Annotated in this window: 17 protein-coding genes; 13 read left to right on the top strand and 4 right to left on the bottom strand. The window is 54.2% G+C overall.

The genetic code is table 11. The features are described from left to right. Positions 1 to 49: 49 nt before the first annotated feature. Together H6507_11805 and H6507_11800 are read right to left on the bottom strand one after the other, a co-directional pair. Positions 50 to 3721 (bottom strand): right-handed parallel beta-helix repeat-containing protein, encoded by a 3672-nt coding sequence (locus H6507_11805; GenBank protein MCB9369785.1) that lies wholly within the window; start codon positions 3719 to 3721, stop codon positions 50 to 52. Continuing rightward, a complete protein-coding gene (locus tag H6507_11800; protein ID MCB9369784.1) occupies positions 3694 to 4665 on the bottom strand; it encodes a T9SS type A sorting domain-containing protein in 972 nt (323 codons plus the stop codon). The genes H6507_11805 and H6507_11800 overlap by 28 nt, the downstream gene beginning before the upstream one ends. Positions 4666 to 4901: 236 nt before the next feature. On the opposite strand from H6507_11800, the gene H6507_11795 reads away from it, so the two are divergent. The 13 genes from H6507_11795 to H6507_11735 all read left to right on the top strand — a co-directional run bounded on the left by H6507_11795 (position 4902) and on the right by H6507_11735 (position 20338). Further along, entirely contained in the window at positions 4902 to 6896 is a 1995-nt protein-coding gene (locus H6507_11795) for a T9SS type A sorting domain-containing protein (GenBank protein ID MCB9369783.1), read from the top strand. Positions 6897 to 6947: 51 nt separating this feature from the next. After that, on the top strand, positions 6948 to 8936 hold the full coding sequence (locus H6507_11790) for a T9SS type A sorting domain-containing protein (GenBank protein MCB9369782.1): 1989 nt from the start codon (positions 6948 to 6950) through the stop codon (positions 8934 to 8936). Between the two features lie 81 nt (positions 8937 to 9017). Beyond that, positions 9018 to 10997: a T9SS type A sorting domain-containing protein gene (locus H6507_11785; GenBank protein ID MCB9369781.1), complete on the top strand. Its 1980-nt coding sequence runs from the start codon at positions 9018 to 9020 to the stop codon at positions 10995 to 10997. A gap of 1 nt (position 10998) precedes the next feature. Further along, positions 10999 to 11784 carry a hypothetical protein gene (locus H6507_11780; GenBank protein ID MCB9369780.1) on the top strand — a complete coding sequence of 262 codons (786 nt, stop codon included), beginning with the start codon at positions 10999 to 11001 and terminating at the stop codon, positions 11782 to 11784. 1026 nt (positions 11785 to 12810) lie between these two features. Then, positions 12811 to 13302 carry a TlpA family protein disulfide reductase gene (locus tag H6507_11775; GenBank protein MCB9369779.1) on the top strand — a complete coding sequence of 164 codons (492 nt, stop codon included), beginning with the start codon at positions 12811 to 12813 and terminating at the stop codon, positions 13300 to 13302. Then, positions 13299 to 14012 (top strand): DNA alkylation repair protein, encoded by a 714-nt coding sequence (locus H6507_11770; GenBank protein ID MCB9369778.1) that lies wholly within the window; start codon positions 13299 to 13301, stop codon positions 14010 to 14012. Before H6507_11775 ends, H6507_11770 begins: the two co-directional genes overlap by 4 nt. Before the next feature lie 7 nt (positions 14013 to 14019). Further along, a complete protein-coding gene (locus H6507_11765; GenBank protein ID MCB9369777.1) occupies positions 14020 to 14562 on the top strand; it encodes an ankyrin repeat domain-containing protein in 543 nt (180 codons plus the stop codon). A gap of 106 nt (positions 14563 to 14668) precedes the next feature. Then, entirely contained in the window at positions 14669 to 15538 is an 870-nt protein-coding gene (locus H6507_11760) for a 3-hydroxybutyryl-CoA dehydrogenase (protein ID MCB9369776.1), read from the top strand. A gap of 129 nt (positions 15539 to 15667) precedes the next feature. Further along, the gene (locus tag H6507_11755; protein MCB9369775.1) at positions 15668 to 16420 is read left to right on the top strand and encodes a hypothetical protein; all 753 of its coding nucleotides are present in this window, start codon (positions 15668 to 15670) and stop codon (positions 16418 to 16420) included. A 201-nt stretch (positions 16421 to 16621) separates the two neighbouring features. Then, complete coding sequence (locus tag H6507_11750; GenBank protein ID MCB9369774.1) at positions 16622 to 17149, top strand: hypothetical protein; 528 nt, start codon at positions 16622 to 16624, stop codon at positions 17147 to 17149. Between the two features lie 52 nt (positions 17150 to 17201). Next, positions 17202 to 17759: a hypothetical protein gene (locus H6507_11745; protein ID MCB9369773.1), complete on the top strand. Its 558-nt coding sequence runs from the start codon at positions 17202 to 17204 to the stop codon at positions 17757 to 17759. Positions 17760 to 17888: 129 nt separating this feature from the next. Beyond that, positions 17889 to 18905 carry an Ig-like domain-containing protein gene (locus tag H6507_11740; GenBank protein MCB9369772.1) on the top strand — a complete coding sequence of 339 codons (1017 nt, stop codon included), beginning with the start codon at positions 17889 to 17891 and terminating at the stop codon, positions 18903 to 18905. Positions 18906 to 19063: 158 nt separating this feature from the next. Continuing rightward, the gene (locus H6507_11735; protein ID MCB9369771.1) at positions 19064 to 20338 is read left to right on the top strand and encodes a hypothetical protein; all 1275 of its coding nucleotides are present in this window, start codon (positions 19064 to 19066) and stop codon (positions 20336 to 20338) included. A 109-nt stretch (positions 20339 to 20447) separates the two neighbouring features. Here H6507_11735 and H6507_11730 read toward each other — a convergent pair whose 3' ends face one another. Further along, positions 20448 to 22277 (bottom strand): lysophospholipid acyltransferase family protein, encoded by a 1830-nt coding sequence (locus H6507_11730; protein MCB9369770.1) that lies wholly within the window; start codon positions 22275 to 22277, stop codon positions 20448 to 20450. A gap of 194 nt (positions 22278 to 22471) precedes the next feature. Then, complete coding sequence (locus H6507_11725; protein ID MCB9369769.1) at positions 22472 to 24775, bottom strand: lamin tail domain-containing protein; 2304 nt, start codon at positions 24773 to 24775, stop codon at positions 22472 to 22474. Positions 24776 to 24780 lie beyond the last annotated feature (5 nt).

Below are 24780 nucleotides of genomic sequence, written 5' to 3'. Positions count from 1 at the left end.
TCGGCATCGCAGCCGACCTCCCGCATCGATATCTATACTGGTTGATAAACTATTTGATCAAGTGTAATTGAAGAGTTTTCGTTCCTAAACTCGTTTTAACATGCGCCCAATACACACCCGAACCGAGCCGAGTCCCATCAATTGAAATGCTATGGACCCCAGCTACAAATTCACGTTCACGAATCGCGAATGACGTTCTGCCCAAAACGTTAACCAATGTTACCGTCACTTCAGTGGAGTGGGGAAGAGTAATCCGCAGTCGCGTTGCGCTGTTAAACGGATTCGGTCCGTCCATCGAAACTGAAAACTCCCGGGGCCACAAAACATCATCAAGGCCAAGGTCAGGATCGGTGACGACAAACGTCCGGCGCTCAAAACTTTCCAGTTCCGTTTCCGGTTGATGCGACGCGGCCACGACCCACCATTCATATTGCCCGTTATGCAGTATTACCGTATGGCCAAGTTCGCTGCCCGTTGTAATAGCCGTGTCAAACGACTCGCTGTGCAAATGTAGTGAATAGTCTATTTCGTCTCCCGGATCGCCGTCCCACGATGAATTCCATGCAAACGCCACCGTATCGCCCGGATGAAAGTATGCGTTCCGTTCAGGCCACGCAAGATTGAAAGGCTGCAAAAGCAGGTACGGACGAATACCCGGATAGAGCCCAATATCCGCGCGCGTTCCGTCGTCGTCGAGCGGAAGCAGCGAATCTGCCGCCTGCACCGCTTTGGATTCGCTCTGCAACCGGTAGTCGCGAGCCGCATAATCGACAAACAACGGTTCAGCCACAAGATTCAAATCCGCGTCGCACGAATCGCCGTTAAAATTCACCCTGCTCGGAAATCCGATCGAATCGTCGCCGGCTACGATGAGCACGTCACTCATCGAATACCGGAAGTCGTTCTGCACTCCGCTGTGAACGGAAATGGGGCTGTCGCCGTTTTCGGCAAACAGAGTCGAGTTGCACCACAACACCGAATTGAAACGGTTTTGCACGACCGTGCCTTGCCCGGGCGAATGGTGATTTACGACCGTCGAACGCAAGAAGGACACGCCTCCGCCGAGCAAGTAAATTCCGCCCGTCGCTTCCGTCGCATAATTGCTGTCCAATAAGCAGCGGAAAAAGTCGATGCCTGCCGCGTCTCCCCAAACTGCTCCACCGGTCTTCGCGTGGTTGCGGTGGAGTGTGCACGTAAAAAACAATGCCGCTCGGTCATTTCCCAGCCAAATCACTCCCCCTTCATTGTCGGCCGAGTTGTCACTATACTCAGTGTCTGTTCCCGAGTACCCGCCATGAAGATTCGCGATCGCTCCGCCGTTTGCACCGCGATTGCCTATGTAAAAGCTGCCGCTGTCCGAAAGTACCGCCTCGCCCATGCACACAGCTCCGCCGAAATCCTTTCCTTGATTGCCGCGAAACTCAACCCGGTAAAGCTCCGCCGTTCCCCCGCCGAGCGACAGGCCGCCGCCTTTCCATGCCGCGCATGAGTCGAATTCGCAGTCTGTAAAAATCCCCGTATGATCCAATGCGACGCCGCCGCCCTCGTAGGCCGTGTTGGAAACAAACAAGCACTCCGAGAAGCTCCCGTTTTCGCATTTCACCGCGCCGCCAAGTGCAGTGAATGGAGCACCGAAGTTTACCGCCTCGTTGTGGTCAAACAAGCATCCGCGAAAGTCGATGTGTCCTGTCAGGGCACTAACTGCTCCGCCCGTGGTTGCGCGGTTCTGCTTAAATGTGCACCTTGTAAAAACAGGTGACGAGTTTTGCAGCGCGCTTGCGGCTCCTCCGCCACCGCCGACGTGCTCGTTCAATGAAAACGTGCAATGGTTGAGTTGTGTGGCTGGTTCGCTGGTCGTCAGTGCCGACGCTCCTACGACGTGCCGCACGGAACAATAATTCAGTCGTGAATTTGTGGTCGAGGATGCCAGCGAAATCCCGTTCCACGTCGCGTCCGGCAAGTCAAAATAGCGGTCAAAGACGATCGAATCGTGCGCGGTGCCCATCGCCAGCAGCGTTCCCTCAACATATAGTCCGGCTCCGGGAGCGAACAAGAGTGTCGCGCCGCCCATCAGAACAAGAGTATCAGAGGTTTCAACTCTCAAAGAACAGCCGACAACGTACTCGCCCGGAAACCAAACTCCGCGCTGCGGTCCGCAATTCTGAAAATACGGCAGCGGCGCATCGTTCTCATATGCCCCCATATCCGGCCAACTTCCCTGCGGAGACACCCGTGGATTTCCAGCGAGATCAGCACCGCTCGAATAGCTTGTATCTGCACCGAACAAGCACGGACTTATGTCCGAAAGATTGAAATCACCGCTGTCGGAATTTACAAATTGTGGATCGAATGAGATGTTTCTCAGCGAGTCACATTCCACCAGCGCGACATTCATTCTCGTGTTTTCCAGCAGCCACTCAGGATGAACTCCCGACAACTCAGGCACCGAGTTTGAGAAGATGTTCGTATAGGAAACCGTCGGTGAAGCGGTGGCGCCGTAATTGACCAGAGCGTCTCCGGTTTCACCTGTGACAATTGAATTGTAAATTTCGCCGCCGCCGTAGAAATCCAGAGCCGATCCGCCTTGCGCAATATTTCCTGCAAATGTCGTGAAGCGAATCGTCGGCGAAGTGGACGCGACTGTGAAGATTCCCCCGCCGCGTGTGGCCGTGTTGTTCGCAATCAAACAATTCTCGACCGTGCAGCGCGCGGCCTCCGTAATGTAGAGTCCGCCGCCGTCTTCATTGGCGGCGTTTCCCGTAATCGTCGTGTGCGAAAGGGTCGTAAGATTATTCGACCGTCGCGCGCCTAATCCGCCGCCCAAGCGGGCAAAGCAATTCCGAATCGTGCATCCGTCGATCGTCGCCCGGCAGTTGTCCGTAAAGATTCCGCCGCCCTGATCGGCCACGCACTCTTCAATCACGCAATTGCGAATCCAGCTTGCCGGAGGAGTCGACCAGAGGTAGAGCCCGCCGGCTTTGTTGACGGCAAAGTTATTCGCAAAATAGCAGCTATCAAGTTCAACCACGACGCCGCTCTCCGAAGTGACCGCGCCGCCGCTTACCGCCGCCGAGTTGTTCGTGAATCTACAGCGCGTCAGCCGCACGTAACCGCTCGTCCGCGCCAAAATTGCGCCGCCTCCGCCAAACCGTGTGCTGTCGCCTTCAAACTCCGAGGCTCGCACCGTCAGCGTCCCCGCTTCGCGGCAATAAATTGCTCCGCCGTCGATGCGCGCGCGATTGCCTTGAAATAAACAAGAGTCTATTTCAACTTCCGAGAAATAGAGTTCAAGCGCTCCGCCGTAGCGTTCAAAGTTACCCGAGTTCGCGAACCCGTCCTCGAACTTGACCTTGTTCAGCCGCGAGATCGTGGTGGTTTCGTAGAACCTGATTCCAAGATGACCGTTGGAATCGTGGTACGGAATGCTCTGTACGAAAATGGAATCATCGCCTTCGCCGTTGGCTAACAGAGTTCCGTTGACCAACAATGAAAAACGCCCGGAAAAGGCCACAACCATTCCGGGCGCTATCTGCAATGTCTCCGCAGCGGGAACCCACGCGAAGCTGTCAATCACCACCGTGTCTATCGGCGCACTCCAAATTCCCGTGACTTCTCCCCGAACAAAGAGAGCTTCCCCGCGTGCCGTCGGAACGCGCAGTCCGGCGGCTAAAATCAGGAGCCCTATGAGCCAAACTATTTCAACAGCACGGCGGGAGTGCATGATGAGTGGTTTTGTGTGCGCAATTCGATAATGTAGAGTCCGCTCGCCAATCCGTTGCCGTCAAAGGTAACGCTGTGTTCGCCGGCGGGTAAAACCCCCGAGTGCAGTGTTCGCACCGTTCGTCCAAGGATGTCGCAAGCCACGATCTCAACACTCAACGTTCTTTCCAATGTGAAAGGAATCGTCGCGACTGGATTGAACGGATTGGGATAGGCTTGGCCAAGCTCGAAATCGGAAACGGCCACGGTCGGCGCGGCTGCGGAAGACGTCGCTACGAGAGTGAAATTTATGTTGTCCGGAAACGATTGTCCCTGAGTAATCGTAATCGGCTCAGGTTCAAGATCGTCGCCGTATACGTCGTAGGGTTCACCCACGTCGTACTGAAAGTTCGAATTCACATCCATGAACGCGAACGCGTAGTAAACTCCAAAGCTGTCCACTATCGCCGTGTAGTCTCCACTTCCCGAATTGTTGAGCAAAATTCCCGCTCCGCTTGGCAGGCCGTCAAACGTGTTCGTCCGGTGTGCAAAAACATACGTCGGTCCCGTTTCACTGCCTTCGTACGTCGTCGTACCGGAAAATCCTCCTGTGTTCGGCGGCATCAGTTCTATATCGATGCCTGTCAAATCGGACGACACGTCCAACGTCTGTGGTACTTCTCCGCCGTAAAATCCCCGCGATTCGTCCGGATCGGGCAAAAAGCTGAAATTCGCATCCTGAAATGAGAATATGATGTAACTTCCCTCGTCCAGATTACCCTGTGAGTAATTGCCATTCAGGAAATTCGCGATCGCGATGTAGAACGTGTCCAGACTCGTCGGAATCGTATAAACATACGTGAGTGCCGCACCTTCGCGACCGGATATGTTGCCGGACACCGTGTATCCCGATGCGGTGAGCATTGGGAAAAGAAGGATCATCAAACTAAGAGCGATGCGATACATGGTCAACTCCCGAAACTCTGACTTTTTTCCTAAAACGTAAATATAAACTAAAAGAAAACAACTCTCAAGAGCCAGCGAGGTCCGGCAAACACAATTCTCGGCTGGGCACCGTAACCACCACTTAATTGCTCAATCTTCCAAGAGGAACTTGAAGAGGCCATGAGACTATGGTATATTAATAGTTTACAAGAACTGCCTTCGAGCACAGCTAACCAATTGTTATATCTTTAGTTTCCATGAGTTTCAAGCCATTCACTCTCGCCCTTGCGCTGCTTCTTTTGTCAGGTCTGACGACTCGTGCCTCCGCGCAGGTGGACACCCTATGGACCAGTATCTACGATCTTGGATCCGCCTCTTCACTAAATTCCTGTATTGAGCTTAGCACCGGCGGGTTCGTAGCGGTTGGCTCTGTGTTCGCAGGCAACTCTGACGATGCAATCATCGTGCGCTACGATCCGCTTGGTGACACTCTTTGGTCCCGCATTTTCGGAGTTCCCAATTCAGTTCAGCAACTATTTGACGTTGATGTGCTTACAAATGGCAATCTGGTGGCGTGCGGCCATGATTCAAGCCTAAACTCACTGGTCGTATGCTATTCACAGCAAGGTGATTTCGTCTGGTCAAGGGAGTTTTTCTGGTCTGGCTCCGACCAAGCGGCCGCGCTGTTGCCCAATCAGGACGGCGGGTTTTATGTAGCTGGTAGACGAACCGGCCCCGGAGGATCGCTCGATTTCTACCTGATGCGCTGTGACTCGAATGGCGATTCGCTCTATTCAAGGACATTTGGCACATCAAATCCTGATTGGCCCAACGAGATCGTACGTGTGCCCAATGGAAACCTCCTGCTCGTCGGCACGACCAGCGATCCCGACACCAGTCGTCACTTTGATTTCTATATCGTGATTACGGACAGCGACGGCAATTTTATCAGTGAACGGACATACGGTGATTCAGACTACGAGCAGGTTTTCGCGGCGACCGTGGATTCCGTTAGCGGGGACGTCGTTGTCACGGGGGAATCCCGTTCCGGTTCTCTGCGCGATGCTTTCACCATGCGTCTCAATTCCGCGGGAGAAACACTTTGGCAACGAACCTATACCGACGGACGTGGCAGCGAGAAATTTACCGGTGTCGCTCCCTATCTTGAAGGCGGAACCCTGTTCGCCGGACAAACCGGCGCCAGTGTAAATTCCGGCAGGTTGTGGCTTGTGGCGACGACGACCAACGGGGACACAAGTTGGACCTGGACAGACACGGAATTGGGCCGGGCTTTCGAAGATTTGGTTCGTATCTCCGACGGTGGTTTTGTCGCCTGCGGAAGAGCCAACACCTCCGGACATGATAACATGCTGATGTGGCGGATTAGTCCGCCGTCGGGTATCTCTGGCGTCGTTCATAATCGTGTCACCAACGAACCTGTTGCCGGAGTGCGCGTGCAGGCCGCTGAACTGCCGCAATATGCCGTTTCAGATACGGTCGGACGGTTTGCCCTCGCTCTGCCGCCCGGAGTTTACACGATGTTCTCGGGCGGACCGTGTTTCGCCGGCGACACTGTTCACGGTATTGAGGTCTTCGCCAACCAGAATACTCAAGCCGATATCACTGCCGGCGTCCCCAATCTCGCCGTCAGCTACTCCTCGATCAACGTCGTCGGCCCCAATCATGGACAGGGCGCCGCCGACCTGAGATTTTCAAATTCCGGCAGCGGCGATCTGGTCTATTCCTTCGAACCCCTGACCGAAATTCCGCCTGATGACTGGCTTCGTGTCGAACCTCCCTTTGGACGACTGGCACCGGGAAGCACGCTTGTCGCTCAAGTCATTCTCGAGGCCGACACCAACGACAGCGGAAACTACGATTTCTTCGGCGAACTCAAGCTGCACACTAATTCGTGTCCCGATACGGTCTTGACTTTTGATGTGCTGGCCGTCGTACTCGATGCCGACGACGCTCCCGCCTTGCCGTCCGAATTTGCGCTCTATCCCGCCTATCCCAATCCCTTCAACAACGTCACACGCTTGCGGTTCGGTCTCGATCACGAGTCCGACGTCTCACTGCGGGTCTATGACGTCACGGGACGCGAGGTCGCCGTGCTGCTGAGTCATTCGAAACTCCCCGCCGGAGAACATTCCCTGTCGTGGGAGGCAAAGGGACTGGCGTCCGGATTGTATTTTGTTCGCTTGTCCGATCACTCCCGCAGTCAAACCCAAAGACTGCTGTACATTCGCTGATTGTTCTTACCGCCGCTTTTTTATGTTCAACTTAGCAACTGAGGTTTAACGATGCCTGCGCTGCTGCTCCTGTTGCTCCTGCCGTGTCTTTCCTTTGCGCAGCCCGATACTACGTGGTCGCGCTCTTTTCTGGTCAATGATCGATGCTATCTGTACGACGCCGCCGTGGTGCACGATACCCTGATCGTCGGAGTCGGCTATGCCCAAATCGGTTTTACCGATCCCGACTATGACTATCTCATCTGTGCCTACACCACGTCCGGTGATTCGGTCTACGCGCAAACCGTCTTGGCCTCCACGGACAATGAATCGCTCAACGGTCTGATCGCTCTGTCCGGCGACACGATGGTTGCCGCCGGATGGGATATTCAAGACGGAAGAGAGGTGAGCCTCGTCTCATTCCTGGCGTCCACCGGCGAAGTCCTGTGGCAAAGAGGGTATGCTCGCGAAGGCCGGACCAAAAGCTGGAATCTCTGCAAACTTACCGACGGCCGCTTCGCCGTGACGGGATACCGAGGCGGCACAACGGACCCCACACATTCAGATGTCTGGGTACTCTTGTGTGAAGCCAACGGCGATACCGTTTGGACGCGTACGGTGGGCGGAAATGACACCGATATCGGCAACGATATCATTCAAAAACCCGATGGTAATCTGGTCGTCGCCGCTCAAACCAGAAGTTACGGCGCGGGCTCCACGGACGTCTGGGAGCTTGAATTCGATTTGGACGGAAATCAAATCGGTACGGGTCGAACCTATGGCACGTCCAACTACGAAACGTGCTTTAATGTCATTGCCGACCCGGTCGGAACTCTTTGGATCGTAGGCAGAAGCGATGTCAACGGCACTTCGGGATTTGTCGGAGTGCATCCTACAGATGGAGCGCCTTATTCGCTCGCCTTTAGCTCAACAGGTTTCGCCGATCGTTTTGTCGGTGCGACTCCGTGGTTCGGTGGCATGTTATTCGTCGGAAAGTCCGGACCCGGTGCAACGGACACCGGCCCGTTCATGCGCGCGGTGGATGACGAAAACCTCACGCGCTGGGTGTGGCGCTATGGAAATCTCGGCGCAGAAGGCGGATTCAACAATATCGTTCGCTACTCCAGCGGCGGAGCTGTTGCAGTCGGTGCAATCGTTGCCGACGACAACGCTGTCAGTGCCTACATTTTGTCTTTAGCGCCGCCCGCAGGAATTCACGGAATCGTACGCAGCGCCGAAACCGGAGATCCCGTACCCGGTGCCCGCGTCTCGGATTCGGGAGGACTGCGTTACGCGCTCACGGACGTAGATGGAGTCTATCAATTTGATATTGAAGCCGGAACCTATAACCTTGTTGTCAACGGTGCCTGTATCGAAGCGGATACCGTCTTCGGAGTCCAAGTGGTCGAGAACGAGTCGGTCCAAATAAATTTTGAAGTCGGCGAACCCAACGTTGCGAATCTCCAATCGAGCGTCAATATCATTTCGCAAAACGAGACCGACGGCACCGCGAACGTTTCTTTTTCCAATTCCGGTTCGGGTAGCCTGAACTACACTCTCAGCGTCGAAGGAATTTCTCCTCCGGGAGCGTGGCTCACGGTTGCGCCTGATCACGGAGTTTTGGCGCCCAATGCAAGCACTTCCGCCGTCATAACTGCTCATGCTGACACCACCAACGATGGAAACTTTGAGTTCTACGGGCAACTGACCATCCGAAGCAACGCCTGTCCAGACACCGTGATGGTTTTACCCATTCTGGTCAGTGTGCTCGATGTCAACGATCACTCCGAGCTCCCGGCCCAGTTCTCACTGTCGCCGGCCTATCCAAATCCCTTCAATAGCAACACCTCAATTACACTCTCGATTCCCAATGAAACTGTCGCCCGCTTGGAGGTGTATAACATTGCAGGGAAATGGGTAAAAACTCTTGTCGACGGTCGCATGTCTGCTGGCAATCACAATATAAACATTGATTTGTCCGGAGAAGCGACCGGACTGTATTTCGTTCGGGCCGCGATGCCGAATACCTTCGCCGTCCAGAAATTGCTGTATATTCGCTAATTGTTCTTTTCCGGCCCGGGAGTGGGTCCCGCCCGGACCAAATGTCTTTCGTCATTGCGCTGCATCCCGAAAGGAGCCCTTATGAAGTCATTTGGATTCATCGTCCTGCTGTTCTTTGTCATGCAACCGGCTCGCGCCGAACTCGACACCCTTTGGTCTCAACAAATTGACCTGAGCTCTTTTCAATGGGTTCAGTCCGCAATCATTCTGCAAAACGGGCATACAATGGTGGCCAGCGCCCACAATGCTGATGCGGGCATCGATCTGTGGCGGCTGAATGCCACTGGAAGCCAAGTTTGGAACGGAACCGTGTCATTTCAGGGTGACTACTGCACCCTACTTGGCATGGAGCAATTTGAAGACGGCCAGATCGCGTTAGTTGGAGTTGTTACGTCTGACAATGACTCTTTGCCGTCTCTCTCGGTACTCCGAATCAACGATGTCGGAGCCGTTCAAGGCGAGATCTCTTTTGACTTGGACATCGCCTATCCCGAAAACAAAGCGGGAATTTGTGCGACCCGTGACAACGGACTCGTTTTGTATACGGGTATGTATGACAACAGCGGGTCCCAATCCGATCTGCTAATCAAATTCGACTCTAACGGCGACACGCTCTGGACTGCAAGTGTTTCAGGACAGGGGGGAAGTCAAGGAGCTTGTGTTCAAGAGTTCGCCAATGGCGACTTGGCGGTCGCAGGTTGGTTGACCACGGATGCGTTCACTTTTGATGCATTTGTGGCACGAACCACGCCTACGGGAAGCACTGTTTGGATGAATGACTATCCTTCTCCGGATATCATGCGCATCATGCCGCAAGCCATCGCACTCGATGACGACGAAAATATCTATGTCGCGGGGAATGAGGGCTTTGATTTCGGAATCTATTGGCCGTGGGCTTACAAGCTCACCTCAAGCGGAAATTATGTTTGGACTTTGACGGGGTTAGACGGCGAGTTCTTTGGCATCTCCGGTATTCGACCTACGGATGACGGCGGCGCAACTGTGTGCGGGTCAACTGCGAGCGAAGTCGGGCCGTTCACAGGCCGGATATATACGTTAAACTCGTCCGGTAACAGCGACCATTCGGCGGAGCTTTCGGCAGACGGAGTGGATCTGCGCGGCATGCACAACCGCGGCAGTGCTGGACTGATCTTCGGAACGACGTTCCAGTCTACGGACTACGCCGCGCGCTTATACCGCTTTGGTCCCGGCTATATCGTCAACGGAATCGTTCGGGCGCAAGGCACAAATGAGCCGTTGTCCGGCGTGCGAGTCGAAGTCGTTGAAACCGGAGATTTCACGATCACCGACGAACAAGGTGCATACTTGCTTGGTACAAATCAAAGCGAGGCGACCTTACTGATTACGGGACCGTGCATTGCCCCGGATTCGCAATCGGTCGAGTTGGTCTTGGGAGGGGAGAACGTCGTTGATTTCACCGTCGGGACTCCTCAATACGAGAACAACAAGACCAGCGTCAACATCATCGGTACTTTTGGACGGTGGGAGCGTGACACGTTAACTGTTCAAAACGACGGCGACGGACTTCTGCAGTTTACCTGCGAGACCGTTGAACACACTCCCACGTATGGATGGCTCTATGTCGCGCCCGAGTCCGGCGAAATTGCGGCGGGAGCTTCGGGCGAGATCGTCGTGTCCGTCTTGACCAACCCCGAACACCCTGAATCCGAATTTTTCGGCGAGGTCATCATTCACCACAATGCCTGCCCCGACACAGCAGATGAAGTCGGAGTCTATATTTTGGCGTTGGATTCGCCGGATCGTCCAGATCTTGCCGAATCCTTCGTGTTGTATCCGGCCTATCCCAATCCTTTCAACGCCGTCACGCGCGTTGCTTTCGATTTACCCCAAACTTCACATGTGTCGGCGAAACTCTATACCATCGAAGGCCGCGAAGCGGCAACGTTGGCTGATGATGTTTTCGATGCCGGTGTGCATAGCTTGCTGGTAGATAGAGCGGCTTTCGCAACCGGAGTCTATCTCCTGCGAGTTTCCGCCGGATCATTCGTCGAAACTCAGAAACTTGTTTTGTTGAAGTAATTTGATCAGTTTGAAGGCAATTCCCCGCATTTCGACCGCGCACCTAAACGGCGCAGCTATCTTTGCCGTGATTATCGCGGCGCTGCTTTTTTCCGCTTGCGGCGACGTCGCGACCCGCACTCTCTACCGAGGAGGGACGGAATTCATGCCCTTAATGGACGGCCGCAAATTGCGCTATCACGAAAAGGGTAACGGTGAATCTTACGATTATTCGCTGACAATGAAGTATATCGGCGGCCGCGCGTGGAAAGTCTATGTCTGTGAAGACGAAGGCACGCCGTACGGCGGTATCGAGTTCAGCTCCAACGGAGTCATCGTCGAAGCCGCGACCCGCATTTCCTTCACGTCCATGGAATCCCGGACGCAGGTTAGTGCGTTTAACCAAATATGGGTGGACGAAGGCGCCGCTTTGGACAGCGCGTGGTACAACGAGCAGACCGGGACGGAGACGATTGTCGCCGGATTTGAAACCGTCACGGTTCCTGCCGGAAAATTCGAAGACTGTCTGAAAACAGTTGTGACCCCGCTGCCCGCCGTTGCCGATTCCATTGAAGCCCGCTACCAACGGAATGAAATGGACGAACAAGCCTACAGCGAAGAGCGCGGTGTTGCCAATTGGCAAACGGTCCGTTGGTTTGCTCAAGGCGTGGGATTGGTTAAAGAACAAATTGGGCCACCCGGCGAAGTCAAAATCGTCCGCGAACTGCTCGCAGTCGATGCTGAAGGCGCCGGAAAGGTCGACAGCTTTGAAGTCGAGCAACTTGAAAATAACGGTTCGGAACAATAACCTGTTCGGTTTGGAAATTCAACAGTAAGAACATCCGTCGATATGAAACTTTATTATTGGCTTGTCGTCGTTTTGTGCGCGCAGATTGCCTTCGCGGGCAGCGTCAAATTGAAACCCTATTCCCAAAGCAAAGCGGAAAAAGAATTCGTCGCTGCGCTTGACACGGCGTCTACGTTTCAGACGCGCACGTCGGTCGCAAGGTCGTTTCAAAAAAACTACCCGACCGATTCCGGCGTGCAGCTCCGCGCCGCCGATTTGCTTGCGCTGGAAGACCCGGTACAGGTGCAAAGCTACTATGCCGAACGCGCTGCCGCGAATCCCAACTCGGAAATTGATCTCTACATCAGCGGTCGCTATTCCGAATCCGTAGCCGACAAACAAAGCATAACTGCCAAGATTCTGACTCTGAATCCCGGCAGCTATTGGGGATCGTTGCTGCAGGCGACAGCCTATTCCGCCGAAGATGACCAAGACTTCTCCAAGGCCGAGGCCGCGCTTGTGCGGGCGATTGATACGGACAACTCGCTGCCCTACGCTCCCGTTTTGCTCGGTGAACTGTGGGCGCGTTCGGGCAAAACCGAACAAGCCGAAGATCTCTACATCGAAATGGCAAAACAGTTGCCCGGCGATTTTGAACCCGTCGCGCGCAGACTTGTCCTGCATCCCGGCGATTTCAAGACGCATTTGAAGATCATCGATGAGTACCTAGATTCTAATCCCGAAGACGCCGTCGCATTGGACGTCCGCGCACGCGTCTGCCGCGAGCTGGGGGATTGGGAGTGCTACATCAAATCCATGCAGCGGGCCACTGCAATCGAGCCGGATGCCGTCAATCACTACAACCTTGCTTGTGGATTTTCCTTGACGGGTCAAACCGATTCGGCCTATGCCCATCTGTTTGAGTCCGCCGAACTCGGTATGAACGACGCCGGCCAATACACCGACGACGATGATCTGATTCCGGTGCGCGACGACAAACGGTGGAGCGATCTGCTCTCGGCCGTCGAAGAAAGTCACAATCGTGAAATGCGCGAATTGGCCCAATCCGTTCAACGCGAATTGCCGGCCGATCAGAAACGCGAATTGGTCGAAAACCGCACGGACACTCCCGCTCCGGATTTTGATCTGGAAAAACTCGGCGGCGGAAAAGTCAAGCTCTCCGATCTCAAAGGCAAAGTTGTCGTACTCGATTTCTGGGCCACGTGGTGCGGTCCTTGCAAAATGACGATGCCCCAGATCGACAAGTTTTATCAAGCGCGCGACAACGACGTAGAAGTGTACGGCGTGAATGTCTGGGAGCGCAGCGGTACCGGCGGCGTCGGCCCGTTTATCGAAAAAAGTGGATACACGTTCCCGATTCTCTTCGGAACAAACGAGCTTGCCGCTCAATACGGCGTGCGCGGTATTCCCACGATGTTCGTTATCGACAAAGACGGAAAAATCGCGCATCGACACGTCGGATACAATCCGCAAATCATGCAAATTCTGAAGGCGCAGACTGAAGAGCTCTTGAAGTGACCGCAAACGAGAAATTCGCGCGAGACGCAGTCCGCCTGCTGCGCGCGGTCGAGCGGCGCAACCGCCCCCCCGAAGGCTACCTCGGCACGGAAAAATACGAATTGCTCGGCGTCTATAAAAAAGACCTCGAGCACATTGGCAAGGAATTGATGCAGAACTTGCCCGGTGACTGGATCGGCGCGCTCAATCTGCTCCGCGCATCCAATGTCTTCGAGGCGAAAACGCTCGCACTCGATATCGCCGTCCGCAAAAAGAAAGAGTTCCAAAAGAATCACTGGACCAATTTCAGCAAGTGGCTCGACGATTGTGAAGGGTGGGCGATGGTGGATGGACTGTGCTGCGACGTGCTGAGTTTATTCATCACCAAATGGCCCGACCTGATTGACAAATCCGCCACGTGGTCGCGTTCCAAAAATCTCTGGAAGCGCCGCGCATCCATCGTTCTCGTTGTCCGCCCCGTCCGTACGGGACAATTTGCCGATGAGCTCTTCGTTCGTATGTCCGATTTGGCCGGCGATCACGATCCGATGATCTACAAAGCCGTGTCGTGGGGACTGCGCTCCGCGATTGCAACCCAGCGCGAAGAAGTGGAGAGCTTTTTGCAAGATCATGAACAGGTACTGAAACCTGCAGTAATACGCGAAGTTCGCACGAAACTCGACACCGGTCGAAAAAACATTGTCGTAAAGAAGACCAAAGCTGAGAATTGAAAGAATGATGATCCGTTACGTCCTTTTGAGTGTGCTTGGAATGGTGGCCGTTGCCGCCGCAATTCATCCGACTGAACCGAATATCTGCGAAGCCGCAAAAAACGGCAACATGGAAGCCGTGAAGTGGTTTCTCGAAAACGGTTCCAACGTCAACGACGTTTGTGACCACGGCTACACGGCTTTGCATTGGGCCGCCAACGGCGCACACAACGAAATAGTCCAGATGTTGCTGACGAAGGGTGCGGAAGTCAACGCCGTCAACGACGACGGATTTGCTCCCATTCACAACGCGGCGATGGGGGGTGACAGCATGACCGTGAGAATGTTAGTCGATCACGGTGCATTTCTCTATCTGATGGACAATAACCAAATGACGCCGCTCTGTTTGTCGGCTCTGCGTGACAATTTTGCAGCCGCAAAGGCTCTCATCGCCGCCGGAGCCGACGTCAATTTCGTCAATGAGAACAAGTGGACGCCCATGCGCGTCGCACAATACAAAAAGAACTACGAGTTCGCCGAAATGCTCAAAGCACACGGCGCGAAAGAATAGTTCTTTCTTCACTCCCAATACCCTCGAATTGCCCTACGAATTCTCGCGGCGGCACCTGCTGCAGGTGCCCCGCTCTTTTTTCTGACCATATTTTTCCCCCGAAAACATGCCAACTTTCAAAACCGTGGCCGTACTCGGTGCGGGCACGATGGGCACCGGTATCGCCCAGCTCTGTGCTCAAGCCGGAAGTACGGTCTTACTCTTTGATGCTTTTCCCGACGCCCTGAAACGCGCGCCGCAAAGAATCGAAAAAGACCTTGCCAAAGGAGTTGAACTCGGCAAAGTCTCCAAAGAGTTTGCGGCCGATACGCTGAAACGAATTCAGACCGTCAATCTTTTCGAAGAGTGCAAGGAAGCCGATCTAATTGTCGAAGCCGTCTCCGAGTCGCTGGACTTGAAAGTCGAGCTCTTTGGACAGCTTGACGAGCACGTCAGCGGCGAGTGCGTCCTCGCCACGAACACCAGTTCGCTTTCAGTGACTCAAATCGCCGCCAAGACCAAACATCCGCACCGCGTATGCGGCATGCATTTCTTCAATCCCGCGACGCGCATGAAACTGGTCGAAGTGGTCGCAGCGCATCAAACTGACAAAAGTGTGATCGAGCGCATTGTCGCCTATGCCGTCGAACTCGAAAGAACGCCCGTCGTGACCAAGGACACGCCGGGCTTTATCGTAAACAGAGTTGCTCGTCCCTACTACGGCGAAGCTCTGCGTGCGTTAGGTGAAGGACTTGCCGATCACATTACAATTGACCGCATCATGCGCGAGGGCGGAGGCTTCAAAATGGGGCCGTTCCAATTGATGGACTTGATTGGCATTGACATCAATTTCGCCGCGACGAGTACCGTGTGGGAATCCTATTTCCGTGACAGCCGCTACCGTCCGCACCCGATTCAAAAGCAAATGGTCGACGCCGGACACTTAGGCAAAAAGTCCGGCCGCGGCTTCTACGATTACTCAGCAGAAAAAGGATAAGGGATGAAGGATAAAGGATGAACCCTGCTCTGGGTTCATACCTCTAACCTCATACCTCTTACCTATTCTGAATTCAGATTCTCCACTTCCCCCTTCATATTTCATACTTCACATTTCATATTTTCCGCGATGCTCGAACTCTACCCCATTGAACGCATCCTCTTCGTCGGCCCGCTCGACGATGTGTTACCCTTAGCCGAACGCGCCAAGCAAGCCGGACACACTCCAACTTTGCTGCTCGCTCCCGGCGAGATCGAAGACGGCCGCGCGCGCACGAAAATTCGTATACTCGATGAAGAAGAACACGCCAGCGCGGACGATTTCGATTTAGCTTTCGAGTGCTACACGACGGATTTGAATTCCAAATTCGAGGCGCTGCAATATCTCGAAGATGCACTGCCCGGTGAAACTCCGATTGTGACACTGACCCTCACCAGCGCGTTGTGTGACTTGCTCTCGGATGCGATTGCTCCCGAGCGCTTTGTCGGTGCGTCGCTGTTGCCGCCGTTTTCCGACACTACGTTGGCTGAGCTAATAGGACACGAACAGACCGATTCAAACGTGTTCGCATCGATCGAGTCGCTCTTCGAATCCATCGGCTTCAAAATTGCACGAGTCGGCGATGCGCCCGCCGGAGTGCTCGTCCGCGCCGTTGCATGTTTGGTCAACGAAGCGTATAATGCTTTACAGGAGGGAGTCGCTCCCGCCGCCGACATCGACACGGCCATGCAGCTCGGCGTCAACTATCCCCACGGCCCCATAGCGTGGGGCGACCGCGTCGGCTTAGCCCGAGTAGAAGCCATCATGGACGCGCTCTTCAACTGGTTCCACGAAGACCGCTACAGAGCCACACCGTTATTGCGCAAGAAAGCGAGACTGTAGGGGCGGATGGCAATCCGCCCGATGAGGCAGCGTCGAGCAGGGATGTAGGGGCGGATGGCAATCCGCCCGTGTAGGGCAGGTCTAAAATCCCAAGCTCGTCGTCATCCTGAACGCAGTGAAGGATCTCTCCGGGAAAGTTCCCTCACCAACGGCAAACTCTGCCTTTGACGAGAGCACTTCACCAAGATTCTGGAGGGAATCATGAAAACGCGCATTGCTTGGACACTCTTTGCGGCCTCACTCGCCGCGCTGCTTTGGTTGGGTTGCGATGATGAGGACTACAGACGTGAAACTCCGCCTCGTTCGCCCGTTGAGTCCATCCAAATTGTCACTGGGACGACCAACGACCCATTGGTGACAACTGATACACTGTGGTTTGCGCCCGGCGACTCGGCAAGTACGACGGTTACAGTTATTGTAACGGATTATTATGGCCATGCGGTCGCAGGTATGAAAGTTGACCTTTCGCTCGCAAACGCATCTCTCGGTGTCATCGAGTATGTAGACGAGACGTTGCGCGACACAACGAACTCAGTAGGCCGTGTCAACGCGGTTTTTCGTAGCTATGCTCAAGCAGGTGATCAAATCATCACAGCAACGGCAGGCGGCGCGACTTCCAATCGCGTCTTAGTCATTCGCCCGCGGTCGCAAGGCATCCGCGACGGCAACTTCGGTGAGTATTGCATCTATGTTGCAACTGATAGCATTTGCTTCGACATCCCCGGTTGATTTCTCCTTTCATATTTCCGATTTCATTTTTCATATTTTCTCCCGAGGTCACATGAAGAAACTCTTCCTTCCCCTGATTCTGATTGCCGCGCTGTCCGTGGGCTGCTTGAACGTGCAAAACAAAACCTACACGTTCAAACTCAATCCCGACGGCACCGGTTCGGGCTCGATCTTCTTCTACAACATCCATTCGAGCGATGAAGATGACCGCGATGTCTCCTTCAAAGATTTCGGAACTCTTGTGACCGACTACATCGAAGGCACGACCTTCGACGACGAGAATCCCGATTGGAACATTACCAAGAAAGATCTCTTCGAGCAGGATGGCGTGCTGTGCGGCAAAGTCGAGTTCACTTTTGCTAACATGAACGCCGCCAAACTCTACCGCACGGCAAATTGCGATTGCGCGCCGATTCTTCTGCTTCCCGGCGCGCTCGATGAATCCTTAGTCGAAAACAACGGCAATGCCGTTGAACTGGGCGACGCGCAGGTCATCGAATGGCCCGCCGACGTCAAAGAGATCACTTACAAAACCGAAGTCACGTCCGACACCGAGAACGTCCGAAATCTGGTTGAACATTACAAAACCTGGAAGAAGACGCAGAAATAATAACCTCACCGCTGCCCCAATTACAATGGGTGCCCCGTAACTGACTTCAACCTCCTCGGTCAAAGTTCCCTCACCAGCGGCCACCAAAGCCGTTGACGAGAGCACTTCAACAAGATTCTGGAGGGAATCATGCTTGCACGTTTGATTTGGTTCGCGGTTTTTGCAATGATGATCGTGTCAGGGTGTGAGGATCAATGCAACGACTGCGACTGGAAACCTGATCAGGAAATCGGATCAATCGAAGTCAGTTTTGGTTATTCCGAAGACACGCTGGACATGACCGGCGTTGGTGAAGTCTTGCCCTTTATTGTCATGGTCCGAAATCGAGACGGAACTCCGCTCCCCGGTATCAAGACTTACCTTTCGCTGTCCAATCCAAACTTCGGAGTAGTTGAATACACCAATCCCAATTTGGGCGACACGACAAACTCCAATGGCGTCGTGCTCTGTGTCTTCAGAACCTACGGGCAATTCGGCACCCAGAGTATAAGGGCCTCGGCAGGCCAATACACGGACATCCAGACAATCGCTATCCACGACTACAGTGGATCTGTCAACGCGCTGTCATTACTTGCGACGCCATCTATTCTTGAAGCGGACAACGACGGAATCGCGCTATCCACAATTTCAGCAACAGTCGTCAACGAATTCAATCAAGGAATTCCGGGACGGACCGTAGAATTCACTGTCAACGGGGGAGAATTGACGGAGGCTCCTCCGACAGATTCTAACGGCAGGACACAATGCTATTGGATTGCGGATCACCTATGCGGGGAGTACATGGTTTCGGCGCGTGCTGGGTCTATTGCGGATTCCGTTCGGATTACTGTTTCCTGCAATCCCGGTGTGCCTTATTTCTACGTTTCAACTGCAACAACTTTTGTCGAAGCGGATTCGTCGGAGGAAGTTGAAGTTCTGGTCGCCGCAGTCTTGAGAAACAGCGTCTACGAGGGCGTGCCAGACGCTCTCATTCTCGTGTCAACAACCGGCGGCACTGTTCCGCAATCACTGCACACGAACGGCGCGGGAGTTTGTACATTTGTTTGGCAATTCGCGGACGAATTCGGCATTTTTAGACTCTTTGCCGAATACGAACCGTGGGCGTTGCGGGATACTCTATTGATCGAGATTCGCCATACACCCTAAACACTCTCGCGGCGGCATCCGCCTCGGATGCTCCCGCAAAGTAAGAGTCAACTCAGTCGTCGTCTTAAACGCAGTGAAGCTTTCCCTTGAACGAAGTGAAGGGGCTTCTCTGCATTCTGACTCCTGACTGCATATTTCTGACATCAAGAGGAAGAGCCATGAGAACTACTTTCCTTGCCTTGACGCTCGCCTTGACAACTTCCGCATTCGCGGACTACGCTTCAAATTACTGGTTTGCATTGCTTCCACCTTCCCCGGCGGCCAACGGTCGCGCGGGGATTTTTTTGGGTCCTGAAGATGCCGACCCCTTTGCCGCGTGGGCCAATCCCGGTCTGCTGGGACTGATGGCGCAAACGCAAAATGTATCCGCCGGGTTCTATCCCAACCGAACAAAATGGTCGCCGGGCGAAGGCGGCTATTGGAATCTGAATCAAACCTTCAGTGCGCGCGCCGTGTTTGCCGGATTGCCGATATCAACAACATCGGTTCATGAAAAGTGGCTGCCGATCGGCATTTCCTACACTGAACAGCGTTTTGATGAAGGTGAATACCATTTCTACAATGCCGAAGGTATGGAGTTCGGCACAGCATCCGATTGGTACGACGTCGCTCGCGGCTTGCACGTCGGGTTGGCTACGCAAAATTCTCTGTGGCGGTTTGGCGCTGGCGCCGGCGGCACACAGTTGTATTCCCATTTGCCGTGGATAGAAGCAAACGAGCTTACCTACAAAGATCTCTCCAGCATCGGCATCGACGCCGGATTATGGCTCGACAACAACGCGGTCGCCAGCGCAAACAGGCTCTTCAAATTCTCCATTCCGCGCTCCATTTCGCTCCGGCCGTCGCTCGGCTTTTCTTTCGCGAATGCCGGTCCGTCTGCGCGCTTCGACAGCGACTCTCCCCAATTCCCGCTGCCGCGTATGGCCCGTGTTTCAATGGGGCTTTCTGCCGCCTACGAGCTTGAACGCCCCGACGGAAAACCGTTGAAATTCGTGTCCGTCGATTTTGCGGCCACTTCGGAAGATGACCTTGTCAAATTCGATGACGAAGGCGATGTCAGCTATCAATTCCCTCCCGGCGATATCAATCCGCTTCGGGACGTTCTGTTCGGAAAGCGCAACGACGAATTGGTGCAGCGACATGGTTTTGAAATCGGCTTTCTCGAGATACTTACTTACAGCCGCGGGTCTTTCATCAATGATTACCAACGTGCTCTAACCGTCAAAACCGAAGGTTGGGGCGCATCGCTGCGCGGAGTGCTGAATATGGTGAACCTCGCGTCGCACCACAAATCACTCGACTGGCTTGCCCGTCATGTCGATTTGCGCTACTACCAAAGCGAAGAGTCCGTGCATTCAAGTTCCGCCGCATGGGACACCCATCCCCGCGACGGCACAACCTACAAAGGCTTTGTGCTTTCGTACTTGCGCTAAGCGCTCTGCTTCAGCACAACAGCATCTTACAAATACACAAGGCGACCTCACGGGGTCGCCTTATTGTTTTGCCGCACCAATTTGACGGCAGGAAAATACTTGAAGCGTTTTACGCCGCTAACAATTTCGACAATCCCCCAGTTGTAACCTTGCGGTGATACTCACGGAAAGCCACCGCTTCCGCATGTCCCATGTAGCGGTCAAGGGTGCGCTTGGGAGTTTTTGTGAGATCAACCAGAATCAGCCCATCCACCACGTCGCTGAAGTTCGAATCGACATTAAAGCCCATCACCTTTCCGCCCAATCGCAAATACTCGCGAATCAGGACGGGCACTCCCTTGCCGTCGTTTTCCAAATCCGAAACCAAATCGGAGAGTTCACCGATTGTTGAAGGAGCCAACATCGGCAACCGGCCCGTAAACGGCAGCGCGTCCATCTTGCGGAAGGGATTGCGCGCCTTCACCCAAACTGCACTTAGCGGATCGTAGTGATGCTGCTCCAAAAATCTCACGATCATCTGCCGCGAAGCCGCTTCGTAATCTTTGCTGATGGAAACCGGACCGAAAAGCAACTGATATCTCGGATTCATGCTCACGTATTTCGCCAGTCCCTTCCACAACATCGCAAGTGCGGAAGACGTGCGCTGGTATTTCGTGCGCACGAAACTTCTGCCTAATTCCAAACCCGGTCGAAGCTGGTCGAGCAGTCGCGGATGAATCTTGAAGAGCGTCTGTACGTACAGTCCGCTCTGTCGTTTGATCCGGTCTGTCGGTCCCAGCCTGTAAGCGCCCACCAATTCTTCCTCGGCATGATTCCAAACAAACAGATGCAGATACTCTTGATCGAAATCATCGAGGTCAAGCGCGAGTCCGCTGCCTTCGCCGGTTTCGCGGAACGTCAATTCTCTTTGGCGGCCGATCTCGGTCAACACGTTGGGAATCTGTTTTGCCGATGCGCAATAAACTTTGAAATCACCGGCTTCCAACATCACGGCTTCGCGCGGAAGATCGCGGACTTCGTTGACCACTACGTCCGCGTTCGGATGTTCCGCAACGTCCGGCATCGCTTTCTGCGGAAGTGCTTGCATCATGGTCGTCAGAGGACGGAATTTCCAACGGTTCTTCAAATGAAATGTGCGTTGCCTGAAATACGACGTGGCTTCTTCATCGGTCAGAAACGAGCGGACGGTATCCGAAACAATCGGATGACCAATCGCCAAACGGATTTCCATATTGCGTTTGTTCACTAACTCGTGCGGCAACAGCGCCGTTCGCAATCTCGGATGTACCAACCCTGCTAAATGAAAAACCGGACAGTTCGTGCCTTTGAACAGCACCGGCACCACGGCCGCGCCCGTCTTGCGCGCGAATCTCGCACACGAAATATTCCAGTCAGGTTCCGTCACTTGCCAGTTGCGGCTGGTCAGAGCGGCCACTTCTCCGGCGGGAAACATCACCACCATGCCGCCGCCGCGCAGCCAGTCGAGAGCCTCTCTAACGGCTTTCGCGTTTTGCTTTTGAGCTTGCGGACCACCGAACGGATCGACAAAAATACAAAAGTCATGCAGCTCCTTGACCTTCGAGAGCATGTAGTTGGTGATTACCTTCACGTCCGGCCGCAATTCGCGCAGCGTTGCATAAAGAATCATAGGATCTAATAGTCCGAACGGATGATTTGCCACTACTACGGCCGGTCCACCCGTCGGTACGCGCGCTAAATCCGATTCCGAAACCTGAATTTTCAGGTCCAACTCCCGCATGATGTTTCGGCAAAAACTCGATCCCGTTTCGCGGTCTGAAATCGAACGGTATAGATTGTCCACTTTGGGAAACGAGAACACATGATCCACCACCGACGCCGCCATATTGGCGGCTTTCATGGTTAGCGTTCCGTTGCGGCTGGGAGCCACGGTGAAGAGTCGGGTCGGTCTCGCGTCCATGCGGAATCTCCGGCTTTGGCATTTTTGTTATGCGGAATATACACCGGAATTGTATAAAATGAGTTTGCAAAAAGTTAGGATTGTGCATAAAAAAGCGGGGCGAACCACGTAGGTTCGCCCCGCTTCTATTCACTTGCTTACCCGCGACGTTCAGCGTTTCGCGCCAGCGTCACCGGGTCCAGCGTCTACGCCGGCTATTTTAGAAGCATCATCTTCATCGTCGACGTGAACTCGCCCGCCGTCAAACGGTAGAGATACACACCAGACGTCAGGTTCGCGCCGTCAAAGCTGACGGTGTGCGCGCCCGCGTTCATGTTGCCGTTCACCAAGGTCGCAACTTCCTGACCTGCGATGTTGAAAATCGTCAAAGTCACGTTCGAGGCTTCGGCCAAGTCGAAACGGATCGACGTTTCCGGGTTGAACGGATTCGGGAAGTTCTGATACAGAGCAAATTCGCTCACCACCGATGCGCCGCTGCTCGGCGTGGCCGAAGCCGTCGCCAATACTTCGCGCTCGCCGTTCAGCGAAACACCCGTCAGTTCGTAGGAATAGGTCACGTCGTTCGTCACCGTGTTGTCCGTGAAGTTGTAGGTCGAACCCGAAGCGTTGTTCGTCGCGGTGATGTTTGCAATCATCTGGCCGTCGCGGCGAATTTCGAACTTGTCCATATCTTCTTCCGAAGCCGTGTTCCACGACAGCGCAACTTCGCCGTTTCCGGCCACTGCGCTGAACGACCCAAACTCAACCGGCAGAGGACCGTCGATTGTGCCGGAGTTTTCGCCAGCGCTCCAATTTACCAGTGCCGCGCAGGACGGGTGGTGCAGATTAATTCCCGTCAAAGAGTCGGGAGCATCGAGCGGAGTACCCGGGCCGACAAAAATAATCGAGTCGCCGTCGTTGCCGTCACCGTCCGGAAGCACTGACCAGCCGAGGGCCAACGCTCTATCGGACACCGAACCGAACGTACCTGCGCAGAAATTCGTAAATGCAACTTGGCTGATGCAGCCGCTGTGCAAACGAACCAAGTAAGACCACGTCGGCGGTCCTGCAACTTCAACTGCAATAGAAGTCGTCGCCGGATCGTTACAGCAGAAACCCGGTGTCATATTCGGCGTGCAGTGACGATACTGACCTACCGTCGCAAACTCAATCAAACATTCGGTCCAGTCCGCAGGATCGCTTGACCAGCAAGACGATTGATCACACTTTTCAATCGAGTTGCCCTGATTGCTCGAAGACAGGTCAGGATAGAACTCAGTTAAAGAACCGTCCACCAACTGGCCGTCGACCGCCGCCGTGAACAGAGCGAGGTTGTCGCCGCTGTTGCCCAATCCCCACGAACCGGTGATCTGCGTGCAGATGATCTCCCCCGTGATTTCCGGCAGATCAACCTTGCAAAGAACGGCGTATTGATGGCCGAGCAAAATCGTGCCGCTCGGTACTTCGATGACGCCTTCGCCGCCGTCGCCGGGGTAAACGTTATCGTCGGTCAGCACCCAACCGGAAATGTCGATCGGAAGCGTTGTTCTGTTGTAAATTTCAACCCACTCCGCATCCGTCGAAGCCGTGTCGTCATACATAATTTCCGTGATCACCACGTCGCACGGCTGGACGGAAATGTTCACCGTAAAATCGCAAACTGCGTTTTCAGCGGCATTGCCGAACATGTCTTCCACGCCGTTCACGGTCACGGTGTAAGAATTGTTGGGCAGGTGCGATGCAAAGATCAAATGCACAAGCGAGAAGTTCGTTTCGTCGCGCTTCACCGTGTCCGGCGAAAATCCACCCGGGGTAATGACATAATAGGCTTCGGTTTCAGCGGTAACTTCTTCAACGTTTTCGCTGAAAAGCACGTCGATTTCCGTAGCCGAAAGTGCCAAGCAAGACGCGATCGTCGGCGGATCCGTGTCATCGCACATGCTGTTGGCAAAGCCCGGCGTGCAATGACGGTAGCGGCCGCTCGTCGCAAACTCATTGGTCGATTCGTGCCACGCCGCGGCGTCGCCCGTCCACAAAGAGTTCGGATCACACTTTTCAATCGAGTTGCCGGCATTCGTGCCAGCAAGGTCCGGGTAGCTGACCGTCAGAGAACCGTCAATCAGAACCCCGCCGTCTGCGGCACTGTACAGGCCAAGATTGTCGCCGCTATTGCCCAGCGTCCAAGTGTTCGTGATTTGAGTGCAAAGAATTTCGCCCGTAATTTCGGGAAGATCAACGCGGCAGAGCACTGCGTACTCATCCGCACCAAGAATCGTCGCATCGGGTACCTGAATTGCACCTTCGCCGCCATCCGCGGGGTAAACGCTGTCATCCAACAGAACCCAGCCCGAAATGTCGATGGCCGCGCTCGTCGTGTTGTGAATTTCAACCCACTCTGCGTCCGTCGAGGCCGTGTCGTCGTACATGACTTCGGTGATCACCACCGAGCCCGGCACCTGTGCAAACCCCAATGAAGCGACCATCAGCATGGCCGCCAAAATCATCAAGAAACGTCTCATCTTTC

This window comes from Calditrichota bacterium (assembly GCA_020637445.1).
In the GTDB taxonomy this organism is placed as follows: Bacteria; Electryoneota; RPQS01; order RPQS01; family RPQS01; genus JABWCQ01.
Note: the sequence above shows the minus strand (reverse complement) of the source record. Positions and strands in the feature narration are given on the sequence as shown.

Bases quoted from the DNA above. Each gene is read 5' to 3' on its own strand.
- H6507_11805 (MCB9369785.1), bottom strand. From the start codon at position 3,721: ATGCACTCCCGCCGTGCTGTTGAAATAGTTTGGCTCATAGGGCTCCTG.
- H6507_11800 (MCB9369784.1), bottom strand. From the start codon at position 4,665: ATGTATCGCATCGCTCTTAGTTTGATGATCCTTCTTTTCCCAATGCTC.
- H6507_11795 (MCB9369783.1), top strand. From the start codon at position 4,902: ATGAGTTTCAAGCCATTCACTCTCGCCCTTGCGCTGCTTCTTTTGTCA.
- H6507_11790 (MCB9369782.1), top strand. From the start codon at position 6,948: ATGCCTGCGCTGCTGCTCCTGTTGCTCCTGCCGTGTCTTTCCTTTGCG.
- H6507_11785 (MCB9369781.1), top strand. From the start codon at position 9,018: ATGAAGTCATTTGGATTCATCGTCCTGCTGTTCTTTGTCATGCAACCG.
- H6507_11775 (MCB9369779.1), top strand. From the start codon at position 12,811: ATGCGCGAATTGGCCCAATCCGTTCAACGCGAATTGCCGGCCGATCAG.
- H6507_11765 (MCB9369777.1), top strand. From the start codon at position 14,020: ATGATCCGTTACGTCCTTTTGAGTGTGCTTGGAATGGTGGCCGTTGCC.
- H6507_11760 (MCB9369776.1), top strand. From the start codon at position 14,669: ATGCCAACTTTCAAAACCGTGGCCGTACTCGGTGCGGGCACGATGGGC.
- H6507_11755 (MCB9369775.1), top strand. From the start codon at position 15,668: ATGCTCGAACTCTACCCCATTGAACGCATCCTCTTCGTCGGCCCGCTC.
- H6507_11750 (MCB9369774.1), top strand. From the start codon at position 16,622: ATGAAAACGCGCATTGCTTGGACACTCTTTGCGGCCTCACTCGCCGCG.
- H6507_11745 (MCB9369773.1), top strand. From the start codon at position 17,202: ATGAAGAAACTCTTCCTTCCCCTGATTCTGATTGCCGCGCTGTCCGTG.
- H6507_11740 (MCB9369772.1), top strand. From the start codon at position 17,889: ATGCTTGCACGTTTGATTTGGTTCGCGGTTTTTGCAATGATGATCGTG.
- H6507_11735 (MCB9369771.1), top strand. From the start codon at position 19,064: ATGAGAACTACTTTCCTTGCCTTGACGCTCGCCTTGACAACTTCCGCA.
- H6507_11730 (MCB9369770.1), bottom strand. From the start codon at position 22,277: ATGGACGCGAGACCGACCCGACTCTTCACCGTGGCTCCCAGCCGCAAC.
- H6507_11725 (MCB9369769.1), bottom strand. From the start codon at position 24,775: ATGAGACGTTTCTTGATGATTTTGGCGGCCATGCTGATGGTCGCTTCA.